A 12,702-nucleotide genomic window follows, 5' to 3' on the forward strand; every position below is an offset into this window, starting at 1 on the left:
ATCCCGTGACAAAGAAGTGACGAGGCCGTCCTCGGAAGGGTGACCCCTGATCGGGGGAACCCACCGCCGCACAGCTCGAAGCTGTCCAGATAAACCACGTAGATGCGGTCGCGCCACTGCGGGGCGGAGAGGTTGTCGCCGTCGCCGATGTGCGCCGAGTTGAGGCTCGCGACCTGGTGCTGGAGGCCGAGGTCGCTCATCGCCGAGACGAACGCGCGGAAGAGCTTCCACCGCATGACGAAGTCGGGGACGTTCTCGAGGATGACGAACTTGAAGCTGCCGGCGCGGGCCTCCACGGCCCTGACGGTGCACCAGGCGGTGACTCGGGTCTTCTCGAACGCTTCCTTCGGGAGCTGCTTGAAGCCGTGCTCGTCCTCGCCGAAGAGGTCGAGCTGGTTGTTGTCCGGCGGTTCGGTGGCGTTGCCACCGGCGGGGCTGAGCTCCGTACAGATGGGGCTGGCCCACAAGCCGTCTGCCTTGGGCAGGTAGCGCATGCGCATGTCGGCGACGTCGCTGAGGAGGTGGTCGGCTTTGGGGTGGTTGGCGGCGTGGGTCTGCAACGCCAGGCTCCAGTGGTTCACTCCGAGCAGCAGTTCCATGCCGGATTCCACGAGGCCGGTGCTGCTGCCACCGGCGCCGCACAGGAAGTCGATGACGGTCAGGGACATTGGGTTCTCTCTCCAAGAGGCCATGGGTGCCCGGCCCGCGAGGGCCGGGCGGGGTGGTTCAGCGGGGGTGGCCGGTTCGCCGGCTTCGGCGCTCTGCGACGGCGTCGCCGATGGCCAGGGCCGTCCAGGCGAGCGCACTGAGCGCGGCCACCGTGAGTAAGGCCAGGTCGGTGGTCACGGCTGCTCCGCGTTGGCCGGGCAACTCCTGGCGCCGGTGAGGCGGCTCAGGTTGATCAGCAGACCTGTGGTGTCGCTGGTGCGGCGGGCTTCCGTGATGGCGGCTACGGCCTCGTCGCGCTCGGCGTTGGTGGTCGGGTGGGCGACGAGGCCGTGGCATCGGCGCGCCTGGGGCTCGGGCTCAGCCATGGTCGGTGTCCGCGCCGGTGGCGAACTCGGTGGCGGTGACGCCGAGGAGGAGCAGGCTGTCGCCGCGCCGCCACATGCTCCGGGGCCAGTCGCGGCTGGGGTGCGCCCAGATCCGGTGCCAGCCCTCCTTGTAGGCGCTCTCGTGCTCCACGGTGTAGGCGTGCGTGGCGTACTCGCGTCCGACGTACGGGCGCAGCGAGGGGGTGCGGGGCGTTCCGTCGTCGGTGATGTGTTGGCGCTTGACGACGGCGGGCTGGATGGTGCTGCGCCACGACTCGGTCAGTCCGCGCACTCCCAGGTAGCCGTCGATGGCCGCGAAGAGCGGGGAGCGGAGCTGGCGGTTGAGGCAGTCACTGCCGGTGAGGGTCGAGTCGTAGATGACGTCGGAGATGGTCGGGTTGTCGTCGTGGTGGCGGCGGACGTGCCAGCCCTTGACCTGACTCGGGTCGCTCGGCAGGTCTTCGTCACTGGCGATCACCAGGTGGCTGCCGTCGGGCAGGGCGACCTCGATGAGGTTGTTTCCTCCGCAGACCTCGAAGTCGGTGACGAGGCCGCGCTCACGCAGGGGCCGGATGATGTGGCCGTAGGCGTTGAAGAGGCGGAGCCAGTCAGGGTCGTCGACGCGGCGGTGGTCGGGCATGGGGGCGAGGCTCACGGTGTTCTCCAAGAGGTTTTGATCCGAGATATTCATTGAGTTGTCGCCTACTTTCTGGCGGCTGGATCCACTTCCGGGCAGGCCGGCGGGCACCGCCTCGGCGGAACCGCTCCCCGCCCGGCGGGGCACCGTTCCGGCCGACGGGCCCGACAGTGATCCAGCGAGCGAGACCCTCTCGCTTATGTCTTAATTTTATATGCTCAAGGTCATCCACTCCACCTGTTTCGAGAACTTCACAAAGTTGTTACCTACTTTTGTGAGCGGCTTCGCGCTTCCGCTGCCACCGCGCGCGCCCGCTGCTTGGCCGCTTGGAGGGCCTGGGCGCCCTTCTCCGCCTGGTCCCGCCGCGCATCGGCCTCGGAGTGCCACCTCTCCCAGAACTGCCCCTCCTGGGCCCTCTCGGCGTCCTTGCGTTCGGCTTCCTGCTTCGCGCGCTGGGCTCTCGGGCTGGTGCCGCACGCCCGGCAGTTCTTCGCTGTCTTCCGGTGCGTCGGGCAGCCGTTCGGTTTCGCAGCAGGAGGACCGATCGTGTCGTCAGCTGCGGGAGCGGGCTCCCCCGTGGCGCCAGCCGCGGGGGTAGGGGGGTGAGGAAGAGCAGAGGAAGGAACAGGAAAGGACAGGGTTCCACCGGTGGAACGTGCTGGGTTCCGCGCGTGGAACTCGTTGGGTTCCACCGGTGGAACATCCGCTTCGTCACCTGGTGGGTTCCCGTGGTGGAACCCACCAGGTTCGGGGTGCTCGGCGCGAGCTGCCGCCTTGCGAGCCTCAACGTCCGCATAGGTGCGGGCCGGCGCGGACGGGGCCGCCCGCTTCACGCCCTTCCGTGCCTTGGCGGCGTTCTTGGGTGCCGCGTCCGCAGCTGCCTGCCGGGCCTTGAGCTCCTCCGTGCTGGGGATGCTGGGCAAGCCCAGCGGGAACACCCGGAAGAGCGCGGCCCGGCCGGGCCGCCCGAGCTCCACCCGCTCGACCAGCCCCTTCTCCACCAGCTCGGTGACGATGGTGGTGGCCCGCGTGCGACCGACCCCGGTCCACGCTCGGAGCCGGACCATGCCCGGCCGGGCAAGTCGCGACTCGTCGTCGGCGCTGTCGCAGATCTTCATCAGCGCCAGCTTCTGGGTCGGGTTGACGACGTCCTCCGGCAGGTACGCGGCGACGATCATCAGGTGGATGCTCAACAGGTCCCCTCAGCAGTTCGAACGTGCACTTCCCCGGTCCCCGGGAGGGGTCACTCGCGGAAGGGGACGATGCGGATGGTGCGGGGACTGCGGCGGCTGGTCTCGCGCATCGGTACGGCCAGGCCCGCGGCGGTGAGGATCTTCACCATCTTCGCTTCGTCCGGCATCTGGGGGATGGCCAGACCGGCATCGTCGAACTGCTCGATCATCTTCGCCAGGTCCGGCTTCTCCACCGGGTTCCCACCGCTCCACTTGAGGACGTTCGGCCCGTACCGGCCTTCGGCGGACGCGTCGACCATCTTGCGCACCAGGTCCTTCACCCGCTTGCTGGCGGAGAACGGCCCGTGCGCTTCGACGTAGTCGACCAGGGCCTGCTCCACGTCCTTGTCGTCGTGGATCAGCGTGGTCTGTACCGGCCGCCCCGGTGCTGGCAGGCCCCAGCAGGCCGAGGCGAACGGGCAGAAGTCGCACACCGTATCCAGACCGGGCCCGTTGAAGTCCCGGCGGCCGTCCTCCGGGCTCTTCGTCTCCGCGACGCGGTCCAGCCACCAGCGGGCCTCTTCGGCGCGCTGCGGGTCGAAGTCGATCTCCTGGACGTGCTCCTCGCCGTTGTCACGGCAGATGAACCGCAGGCGGATCTGGCGGACGTCGACCGGTCCGAGCCGGGCGAGGACCCGCTGCCCGTCCCGGTCCTCGAAGCCCTGGGTCCGCACAAGGTCGGCGTACAGGTGGACTTGGCGCAGCTCCGCTTCGGTGGCTTCGTAGCGCAGTACGTCGTCCCACTTCCAGACGGTCTTCGTCTTGATGTCCTCGACGGTGACGGCGTCGGCGGGTGCCTTCGGGCGCAGGCGCGTGGGCAGCTTGCGGGCGGTCGCGCCGTCGAGCTGGACGATGTCGACGCTGCCGCTCACGGCGGTATCGGCGACCTTGCGCTCGACGAGCCAGCCGAACTCCTGCTTCGCGGCGGCGGTCAGACCGGCGTGGATGTAGGTGCCGAGGATCGCGGCGGGGCTGACGACATGGTCGGTGCGCGGGTGGCCGTGGAGGATATAGGCGGCACGGCGCTCGCACACGGTGTCACTGGCGCCGAGCCGGGTCTGGCGCGATCGCGGCCGGCGGGAGTCGGCCAGGTCGGCGGCTGTCCAGATGGACGGCGCTGAGTGGGCAGGCGAAAGGATCATGAGTCTCTTCTCCAAGAGGTCGAGGATCCCGGCCGCTCGGGCGGCCGGGCCCCTGGGGGTCAGCCGTCGGCGGGTTCGTCGCCCGCGAACTCGGCGTCCGCCGCACGCTGGGCGGCAGCGCGCAGCTTCTCGGCGTCGCCGGGAGGCTGGTCGTCGAGTTCACGCTGCGGCTCGGCGAGCTTGCTGACGCGCCGCCTGATGGCGGCTGCGACGGTGCTCGCTTCCTGCTCGGTAAGGCCGGACTTGTCCGGGCGCAGGTCGCGCCACAGCTCGGCGAGCACGTCCTTGTCCTTGGCGGCCTCGACCTTGGCAAGCCACGGCTTGGTGCGGTCTCCTGCGAGCTCGGGCATGACGCGCGGCTGGGACTCCACCGAGCAGCCCATCCGGTTGAACACGAGGTCTTCGATGCTGAACTCGGGGATCTGGAGAGGGCGGCGCGGGTTGACGGCCATGCGCAGCGAGCGGACCTTGACGACCTCGGTCTCCTGGCCACGGCGCATCCGCACCCACACGGTGCAGTCGAAGCCGAGGTCCTTGTGACCGACGACCTTCCACTCCTTGCGGCCTGTGATCGGGTTGCCGTTGTCGTCCACCGCGCTCACCTGCTTGCCGCGCGCGAGGACGATCACGATGCCGGGGAAGGTCCGCAGGTAGTACATGACGGCCGACCACCGGTCCACGGCGTCGTTCCACAGGTTCATCGCGACGTCCACGGCCGCGTCGGGGTCGGTGGCCAGTGCCTGGCTGTTCTTGCGGGTGCGCCGGGCTCGTTCCTGGGTCCAGTTGGTGAGCATCCGCCACAGGGCGCTGACCGAGTCGATCGTCAGGACCACCGGCGACTTGCGCTTGGTGGCGGCTTCACGGGCCTCGTAGTAGACGGCCTGGATCTGTTCGAGGATGTCCCGGTAGGTGCCGTCGTGCTCGATGATCTCGTAGTTTGCACCGGGGATGGCCGCGTACTCGTCGGCGCTGCCCTCGTCGAGGTCGATCCAGTACATCTGGCCGATGAGCTCGGAGGCGCTGAACTGGGCGGCGCTGTAGGTCTTGCCGGCGCCTTCCTCGCCTTCGATCAGGACGAGAGGGAAGGGCACGATGCCGGTGGGCTTCCTGCTCTTAAGTTTGGGTGGCACGGTTCTCTCTCCAAGAGGTCGTGTCGCTTCAGGCCGCGCGTAGGGCGCGGGTTTCGAACAGCGGCTCCCAGTTCGGGTGCCGCTCCAGCAGCAGCCGGACGTAGCGGCTGCGCCAGTTGTTGTTCAGGCGGAACTCGTCGCCGCGGGTGGCCTGGCCGTAGCGGTATCGCAGGAGCTCGAAGAGCATCCCGATACTGATTCGCTGCCAGCCGTTGTCGACGCACTCGGCGGTCCGGCGCTCCAGCTCGCGCAGCACCCACGGGTTCAGCGCATGGAAAGCCTCGAAGCGGGTCTGGATGGACGCGTTCGGCTCGTGGTCGGGGAAGACCAGGTGCTCGATGTCCTCGAGGCCGGGTAGGCGTGGCTGCTGGTTGCCGGGCATGACGATTCCCCCTCAGAAGGTGCACAACCTTGCGCTAAGTTGTCACCTATCTTTGACGCAAAAGGTGGGATTGATCAAGGCGTATCAGCCACACCCGCCCTCCGCAGGGCCGCCGTGGGGCAGTCGTCGGGGTGATGAAGAGCGCCACAGCTGCACAGCAACTTGGGTATCTGCGGCTCGACTTGGCGCAGTTCGCCAAGGAGGGCAGAGGCACGCCGGCGCACCCCCTCGCCCTCCTTGGCGTGACTGTCGAGCGCGTCGATCACCACGCGGAGGTCTCGCCCCCTGATGGTGACAACAGGACCGATGCCCGGCCGGAAGTTGATGCGCACAGCCACCTCCATACAGCGAGACCCTCTCGCGTTATGGCTTAATTCTATGCGCCTTTGTTGGAGTTGTCCACTGCCCTACTCGCCCGGGGCAGCCTTCTTGGCGGCCTTGCCGCGCGGGAGGATCTTGGAGCCCGGCCCCTCATAGGTGCCCTCTCGGAGCTCCTTCACCACCGTCATGTCCGGCTTCCACACGCGAGCGAGCGGCTTGTGCCGCACCCGCTCCAGCTCGGCCGACGCCCAGGGCCTCGCCGTCGGATCGTCGGCCACGAGCTCGGCTGCGGCAAGAACCGTGTCGAGGAGCCACAGGTGCGAGCCGGACAGATGCCAGTCCCCCGCCGGCCAGGCGCCGCGCTTCTGCGCCTGGTCCACGAGCGTCCCGTGCTCCAGTCCGAAGATCGCCATGACCTCCTGCTGGCCGGCCAGGGCCGGCAGCTTCGCCACCTCCGACTCCCACTTGGCCGGTTGCTGCGACGCCACGAGAGCATCGAGAGCGGCCTCGTCGACCGGCTTCGAGCGGGTGGTCGTCTCGCCGAACCTCCGGACGAAGTCGAGCAGCCAGTAGGGCGAACCGGAGATGATCCGCGCGTGCGAGTAGTCCAGAACGCCGCGGGTCACCCACTCGGACACCCGCGCCGCCGTCACCCCGTAGACGGCTCCGAACTCGCTCTTCCCTGCCAGCAGAGGCTTCACGCCACGCACCGTCCCGTCGTCAGCACAGCAAGCTACAGCTTGATTCTATGCGCAACGCAGGGCCATGAGATTGGAGCGCGGGCTGGTAGCCTGGAGTTCTCCAAGAGGTCAGGCCCCCACCCGGTGACGGATGGGGGCCTAACCCTCTTCTGCGGGCGGCTACATGAGCTTGCGACCCCTTTCGGCGCGCCCTCTGCATCGAGGGCGGGTTACTCGTGGGCGACGCAGCCGCTGCACTGCCTGGCCCGGGTACGCCGTGCCTTCGCCCCCGGGAAGGCAGAGGTCAGCGTGTGGGCGGAAGCTCGGCCTTGTCCTGCGGGTACTGCGGTGGCCGGGCGTAGCCGAGCAGCCAGCCCCACCCCGGGGACAGGTGCACTTCGGCGAAGCGGAACACGCTGTAGTAGACGAACCCGGCGAGCGGGGCGAGGACGCCGGCCAGCGCGGCCGGGTCGAGGTCGAGGCCGATCCGGGCCGCGAGGACCACGAGCCAGCCGACCAGCGCCGGGATGCCGGTGCGGATGAGGGAGACGTACACGGGTGCCCTTCGGTTGTCAGGGCCTGGCCGTCGGCGACGGCCAGGGCGAGCGGGTGGAGCCAGGGGTGAAGCTCGCGCCCAGGTCAGGTGATGGGTGCCGTCCACGCGACGGCCCAGGTCACGGGCCCCACAACGCCGTCCTGCTCCAGCCCCTTGTCGGCCTGGAACTCGCGGACGATCCGCTCCGACTGCGGGCCGTACTCGCCGTCGACCGTGATCGTCCACCCACGCTCGGACAGGCGTCCCTGGATGGTCCGGACGTCGCCGCCTTCGGTGTAGTTGCGCAGGTACCGTCCCGGCCAGGCCGGGTAGGACTGCGGCGGAGCCGGAGCCGGGCCGGTACCGCCCGGGCGCGGCGCCCCGGCCTGCACCCACCGGTAGAGCGGGCCGCCCGGGCAGTCCGTGGCGTAGCCGTCCCGGTGGCCCCGGATCTCCTCGCCAGCACCGCCGTCGCGGCGCAGCCACTCGATCGCGTCACGGACACCGCCCAGCTGGGCGTCCGTCGGGATGGTCAGACCCTCATCGCCGACCATCGCACACACCGAGTAGTGCTGGGAGTTGAGGCCGGGCCCGTTGGCCGCCTGGAGGTGGTGCACGCCACGGCCCTCGAAGACGAAGCCGTGCGGGCAGACCGCCGCCGAGTAGGCGATGTCGATGTACTTCTCCTGCTCGTTGGCCTGATGGGATACCTGGAGGTCCCGCATCCGACCGGCGCACCGGCCGTGCTGGTCGGCCCCCGCGAGGTCGGCCGGCACGGGAGTGCCCTCGTAGTGGACCTTCACCCCCTGAGTGCCACTGATCGGGGTGAAGTCGTCCTTCGGCGGGTGTGCTCCCCACTGGGAGCGGGTGACGAACTGCAAGGCTGCGCGTCCTGCTTCTCCCCCGCGCCTGCCTGGGATGGAACGAACTGCTGGGCGCTCCTACGGAGCAGCGCCCTTCGAGATGAGCCAGACCTGAACAGCGGCGACGGCCAGCGGGGCGACGAACGCCCCGACCGCCCAACGCCGTTGGACCACAGCTCGAGCCTCGGTCTCCTCCCGGAGATGGGTCTCGGCTGCGAGGTCCCGCTCGACCACGCTGACGCGCTGCTCCAGCACACGTCGGTCGGCGAGGTAGACGTCCTTGGTCACGACCTGGTCGAACCGGACCGCGAGGTCACGGAGTTCGCCGCGTAGGTCATCACGGAGCGCGGTGATCGCGTCGCGCTGGTCTTCGCGCATCCGCTCCAGCCCACGCTGCAACTCCCACAGGGTGGGCTCGGAGCTCGGCGGGACGGTCACGGGCGTTCTCCTGCTCGACGGCCCCGCGCCGCTGCAACGATCTTACGGCCAGAGCCGTCCCGGGCGAAAGGGAGGCGGTACGTCGTCACAGCTGAGCAACCAGGCGCAGCTTCAACCGCCTTGACGTGATCACGGTGTAAGCGATCGGTAAGGGGGTTCCTCCAAGCTAAGCGGCGCGGCCCAGGCATTCGGCCAGGGCCGCGAGAGGCGAATCAGCCACCGGAAGGACCATACAGATGAAGAAGCTCGCCATAACAGCGCGCGTCGTCACCGCCCTCGCGATCGCCGCTGGCGCATCTCTTGCCGGTGTCAGTTCCGCCAGCGCCTCCACTGGCGGCGGCTGCCGCGCCTGGGCCGTTCCCGTCGCCAACGTCGGCGTTCAGCCCTGCATCAGCGCCAGCGGCACCAACATCAACGCGAGCCTCTACCTTTCCGGTAGCCGCCCCCTCTACTCGGCCTGGATCGACCTGTACGTGTTGAACCCGCAGAACAAGTGGATCTTCGTGGCCGAGAAGAACGAGTACTGCCACGGCGGCGCCGCTGGTAACTGCTCTGACCTGAACAACGTCACCTTCGGCTACCAGCCTCCCGGCGCGTACCTCGTGGAGGAGGGCTTCCACACCTCCGACGGTCTCCAGTCCGGAGGCTTGCAGAGCCCCATCCAGTACCTGAACTGAGCCACCGGCAAGCGCCGACCGCCGGGTTGCGCCGCACGGCGACAGCGCCGGCACAGCCGCCGATGAGCCGGGCCCGGCGAGAGCGGTCGGGGACTGTCAGTTCACACAGGACCAGTGGGTGCTGCCGAAACCGACAGGCGCCGACCGCTCCGCTGGCGTCGCCGGGCCTCCCGGGCAGCTACCGCCGGGAGGTCAGGCGCCGATCAGCGGCGTGCCGTCTCATCTGGAGCGTCTGCCGACGGTCAGTCGATACATGACCAGTGGGTGCTCCCGAAGGACACCCAGCCGCCCACCGGCGCGGTGGAACCCCAGAGTTCGATGTTGCCGTTCGGGTTGATGAAGAGCTGCGCTCCGACTGCCTTACTGGTGGCCACCGCGAAGAGCTCCCCCATCTTCGGTCGGCACGCCGGGTCGGGGATGGTGCCGAGCACGCCGGTTGCAAGCGTGGCCGGCACTGAGACGATGCCGCGCAGTGAGACTGTGCCGTCCGGCATGCGCCGGTAGCTGACGGTCTGCCAACCACCGAGCTGGGTGATGCCGCTGGCGAGGCTGACCGGCTTCCAGGCGCTCACCGTGAGCGCCTTGTCGGTGAGGGTGTATGTGGTGGCTCCGTTGCCGTCGGCGGGGTAGAGGGTGAGCTGGATGTTGCGGGAGTCGCCGCCGATCCAGACGTTCGGGGCGTAGGCGTCTCCGGTGCCCATCTCGATGTGGCCGCGTCCCGAGGAGGTCGGCGAGTTCAGGTCGAGGTAGGCGGTGCCGCCGGAGAACGTGGGGCTCTTCAGCTGGAGCCGCCCGGCCTTCGGCTCGGCGAAGATCGTGCCCGGGCTGGTCTCGGCCGCCATGCCGGTGTAGAGCAGGACCGCGGGCATCTTCGTGCCGCTGATCGACGAGATGTCGGGGTTGACGACGACCCGGGCGCCGGAGATGCCGGTCTGGACGATCCCACCGGTCACGGTGCCGCCGGAGATCGTGACGCCGGTGATGGTCTTCCCGTTGATGGCGTCCGCGCTCAGCTTGCTGGCGGTAACGGTGCCGTCGGCGATCTGCACTTGGCCGAGCACGGGCCTGGTCTCGCAGTTGTCGAAGAGTACGGACCCGGTTGTGGCCTGCCAGCTCTCCGCGACGATCGCCGCGCTGACCGCCCCGGCGGGCGCGGTCACCGTCGCCGTGAGGTTCTGCCAAGTGGGCCCCAGGACTGGGGTGGTGGTCTGGGCTGCGTTGTAGGCGAGCACGGCGCCGGTCGCGTCCGTCCACCTCGCGTAGAGCTTGATGGCGCCGCCGCTCCAGTCCACCGACGCCTGGTAGTCGAACCGCAGCAGCAGCTGGTCACCGGGCCGCACCGGCACGGTCGCCAGCGTGAGGCTCCTCGCCGTCGCTGCCGGGGCCGTCGCGTCGACCCGCAGGGACCGGGCCGAGCCGTTGCCGGTCTGTGCGATGGACCAGGACGGGCCGCCGCCGGCCGCGAGCGCGGCACCGACCGGCCCCTCGAAGCTGCCGTCGGGGATGTAGTTGTTGACGGTGCCGACGGCGAGCACGTCGGCGGTGATCGCCCCGGCAGCTAGCTGGGCGGCCGTGATGCTGTTGACGGCGATCTTGTCGGCGGTTACCGACAGCGCCTTGATCTCCCGGCCCGTGATCGCGTCGGCCGCGATCTTCCCCGCCGCGACCGCGTTGGCCCCGATCTTGGTGGCGGTCACCGACCCGGCCGCGAGCAGCGGTGCGGTGATCGTCCCGGCTGTGATCTGCCCGGCGGTGACCGCGCCGGCGGCGAGTCGATCGGTGGTGACCGCGCCGGCGGCGAGCTCGGCGGTGGTGACGGACCCGGCGGTGAGCTCCCGGGCGGTGATGGTGTCGGCCGCGACCGTGCCCGGGGTGACGGAGTCGGCCGCGAGCTTGCCGGCGACGACGGCAGCTTGGCCGATCTTGGTGGCGGTCACGGCGGCGTCCGTTATGGCGGCGCTGTCGATCGCCCCGGCGGCGACCTTCGCCTCCGTCACGGCCTTGTCGGCCAACTGGAGTTCGCCGATGATCCCGGCGAGGACCTCGTCGGCGACCACCTTGGCCGGGCCGGCGCTCGCCTTCCCGGAGGAGGCGGACGCCTTGCCGGAGGTGGAGCGGGCCACCAGCAGGGCGGTGATGGGGACGCTGGTGGGGACGAGGACCCGGCCGCCCTGCGGGGACTCGATGGTGGCCACCAGCGTGGCGGGGCTGGGCGTGATGTCGGCGGTGAGTCCGGCGTGGACCTCGACGCGGGCGAAGTCCAGCGGGCACACCTGCCCGTCGAGGAAGCCTCCGTCCCAAGTGACGGCGACGCCGCCAAGCGCGGGCAGGGCGCTCGGCGTCGTGGGCGGAGGCGGGGGTGGGCCGTTGACGATGGTGACGGCGGTGGTACCGTCGGGCTGCTGGCCGATCACGGCCCGCAGCCGCCCGTCGGAGGTGACGGTGAGCGCGCCGTCGTCGACGCTCGAGTGCGACAGGCGGGAGGAGCGGGCCAGTTCGGCGACGATCCGCTCCAGGTCGGCGATCCGGCGGACCAGCTGGCCGGTGGGGGTGGACACAGTCACTCTCCGGTGGTGTAGGGGGCCGACAGCTGAAGGACCGCGGTCTCGCGGCCGCCGTCGGAGGGGCGCAGCGTCCAGGCAGTAATGCGGCGCCACCCGTCGAAGTCGGCCCATTGGTCGTAGATGGTCACCCGCACGTCGTCGCCGATCTGCCAGGAGCCGATCGGGGCGGCGGGGTGGTCGGCGACGGTGATCTCGGCGGGCCCGGCCGCTTGCTGGCGGCGGGCGCGTTCGGTGCGCACCCGGGCGGCGAGCCGGTCCCGGCTCCGCTCACCGGGGGCGTCAAGGACGTACTCCATGCGCAGCCGGGAGTCGCGGACGGCGTCCACGGTACGGATCTTCGCGGAGCCGTCGCCGGCGCCGAGGCCGACCACGACCTGTGCGTAGGCGTCGCCGTCAAGGACCAGCGGCACCGGCGCGACGATGTTGACGCCGCTGGTGAAGCTGAGGTCGGTGCGGCGGCTGCCGAGGCGCGGCCAGCCTACGATGACGGTGCGCTGCGGCCGGCCGTCCACCCACCGGGTTCGCTCGGTCCACTCCGGACCCCGGTCGACGGCCGTCATGTCCCGCACGACGCCGGCCAGCACCGGCGCCTCCCACTCCTTCGTGGCGTACGGCTGCTCGGTGGTGCCGACGGTGACCTCGGTGGAAGCGGCGTCGACCCGCACGTCGAGGCTGCCGTCGGGCACGTTCTGGCAGTAGTCCCACACGTCGCGGATCACCTTGGCCGGATCTGCTCCGACGTAGGGGCCGCGCCCGCCGAGGTTGCCGTGCAGGTCGTGGCGGCGGGTCAGATAGGAGGAGTAGCCAGAGGCTTCGAGCGGGTAGCGGCCTCCGACCGGGCGGGCCTGCCAGATCAGGCCGCCCCACATCAGCTGGTCGTCGCGCTCCGCGTACAGCAGAGCCTGGCCCTCGCCGGGCAGTTCCAGCGGCAGGCGCGGCTCGACCACCCCGGACAGACGGCCGGGGCCGTTGAGCTCCGGTCCGAACTCCACCTCGCCGAGAGGCAGGTTCCAGCTGAGGATCTCCCCGGTCAGGGCGTGCTGGACGATGTACCGGTACGACGCCAC

General features: G+C 69.8%; 15 protein-coding genes. 1 reads left to right on the plus strand and 14 read right to left on the minus strand.

The genetic code is table 11. The features are described from left to right. From ABT095_RS34475 to ABT095_RS34530, 12 genes are all read right to left on the minus strand, one after another. Positions 1-668, minus strand: a 668-nt coding sequence (locus ABT095_RS34475) for a DNA cytosine methyltransferase (RefSeq protein ID WP_350533521.1), incomplete at its 3' end; no start/stop codon positions are given. A gap of 174 nt (positions 669-842) precedes the next feature. Then, a complete protein-coding gene (locus tag ABT095_RS34480; protein WP_350533522.1) occupies positions 843-1,034 on the minus strand; it encodes a hypothetical protein in 192 nt (63 codons plus the stop codon). After that, the gene (locus ABT095_RS34485) at positions 1,027-1,689 is read right to left on the minus strand and encodes a hypothetical protein (protein ID WP_350533523.1); all 663 of its coding nucleotides are present in this window, start codon (positions 1,687-1,689) and stop codon (positions 1,027-1,029) included. The genes ABT095_RS34480 and ABT095_RS34485 overlap by 8 nt, the downstream gene beginning before the upstream one ends. A 248-nt stretch (positions 1,690-1,937) precedes the next feature. Next, positions 1,938-2,864, minus strand: a complete 927-nt coding sequence (locus tag ABT095_RS34490) for a hypothetical protein (protein ID WP_350533524.1) — start codon at positions 2,862-2,864, stop codon at positions 1,938-1,940. 50 nt (positions 2,865-2,914) lie between these two features. After that, complete coding sequence (locus ABT095_RS34495) at positions 2,915-4,045, minus strand: PD-(D/E)XK nuclease family protein (protein ID WP_350533525.1); 1,131 nt, start codon at positions 4,043-4,045, stop codon at positions 2,915-2,917. Positions 4,046-4,104: 59 nt separating this feature from the next. Next, positions 4,105-5,175: an AAA family ATPase gene (locus ABT095_RS34500; RefSeq protein ID WP_350533526.1), complete on the minus strand. Its 1,071-nt coding sequence runs from the start codon at positions 5,173-5,175 to the stop codon at positions 4,105-4,107. Positions 5,176-5,203: 28 nt separating this feature from the next. Then, complete coding sequence (locus ABT095_RS34505) at positions 5,204-5,557, minus strand: hypothetical protein (RefSeq protein ID WP_350533527.1); 354 nt, start codon at positions 5,555-5,557, stop codon at positions 5,204-5,206. 74 nt (positions 5,558-5,631) lie between these two features. Then, the gene (locus ABT095_RS34510; protein ID WP_350533528.1) at positions 5,632-5,889 is read right to left on the minus strand and encodes a hypothetical protein; all 258 of its coding nucleotides are present in this window, start codon (positions 5,887-5,889) and stop codon (positions 5,632-5,634) included. A 75-nt stretch (positions 5,890-5,964) separates the two neighbouring features. After that, positions 5,965-6,579 carry a hypothetical protein gene (locus ABT095_RS34515; RefSeq protein ID WP_350533529.1) on the minus strand — a complete coding sequence of 205 codons (615 nt, stop codon included), beginning with the start codon at positions 6,577-6,579 and terminating at the stop codon, positions 5,965-5,967. Between the two features lie 283 nt (positions 6,580-6,862). After that, a complete protein-coding gene (locus tag ABT095_RS34520; RefSeq protein ID WP_350533530.1) occupies positions 6,863-7,114 on the minus strand; it encodes a hypothetical protein in 252 nt (83 codons plus the stop codon). Positions 7,115-7,197: 83 nt separating this feature from the next. Beyond that, positions 7,198-7,974 (minus strand): peptidoglycan recognition protein family protein, encoded by a 777-nt coding sequence (locus ABT095_RS34525; RefSeq protein ID WP_350533531.1) that lies wholly within the window; start codon positions 7,972-7,974, stop codon positions 7,198-7,200. Between the two features lie 60 nt (positions 7,975-8,034). After that, on the minus strand, positions 8,035-8,394 hold the full coding sequence (locus ABT095_RS34530; protein WP_350533532.1) for a hypothetical protein: 360 nt from the start codon (positions 8,392-8,394) through the stop codon (positions 8,035-8,037). 236 nt (positions 8,395-8,630) lie between these two features. On the opposite strand from ABT095_RS34530, the gene ABT095_RS34535 reads away from it, so the two are divergent. Next, entirely contained in the window at positions 8,631-9,071 is a 441-nt protein-coding gene (locus tag ABT095_RS34535; protein ID WP_350533533.1) for a hypothetical protein, read from the plus strand. Between the two features lie 242 nt (positions 9,072-9,313). On the opposite strand, the gene ABT095_RS34540 is transcribed toward ABT095_RS34535, so the two are convergent. Together ABT095_RS34540 and ABT095_RS34545 are read right to left on the minus strand one after the other, a co-directional pair. Then, positions 9,314-11,629, minus strand: a complete 2,316-nt coding sequence (locus ABT095_RS34540) for a hypothetical protein (protein ID WP_350533534.1) — start codon at positions 11,627-11,629, stop codon at positions 9,314-9,316. A gap of 2 nt (positions 11,630-11,631) precedes the next feature. Beyond that, on the minus strand, positions 11,632-12,702 hold the full coding sequence (locus tag ABT095_RS34545) for a hypothetical protein (protein ID WP_350533535.1): 1,071 nt from the start codon (positions 12,700-12,702) through the stop codon (positions 11,632-11,634).

Origin of the sequence: Kitasatospora sp. NPDC002227 (assembly GCF_040296285.1) — a bacterium.
Classification (GTDB): Bacteria; Actinomycetota; Actinomycetes; order Streptomycetales; family Streptomycetaceae; genus Kitasatospora.

Bases quoted from the DNA above. Each gene is read 5' to 3' on its own strand.
- ABT095_RS34480 (WP_350533522.1), bottom strand. From the start codon at position 1,034: ATGGCTGAGCCCGAGCCCCAGGCGCGCCGATGCCACGGCCTCGTCGCC.
- ABT095_RS34495 (WP_350533525.1), bottom strand. From the start codon at position 4,045: ATGATCCTTTCGCCTGCCCACTCAGCGCCGTCCATCTGGACAGCCGCC.
- ABT095_RS34505 (WP_350533527.1), bottom strand. From the start codon at position 5,557: ATGCCCGGCAACCAGCAGCCACGCCTACCCGGCCTCGAGGACATCGAG.
- ABT095_RS34535 (WP_350533533.1), top strand. From the start codon at position 8,631: ATGAAGAAGCTCGCCATAACAGCGCGCGTCGTCACCGCCCTCGCGATC.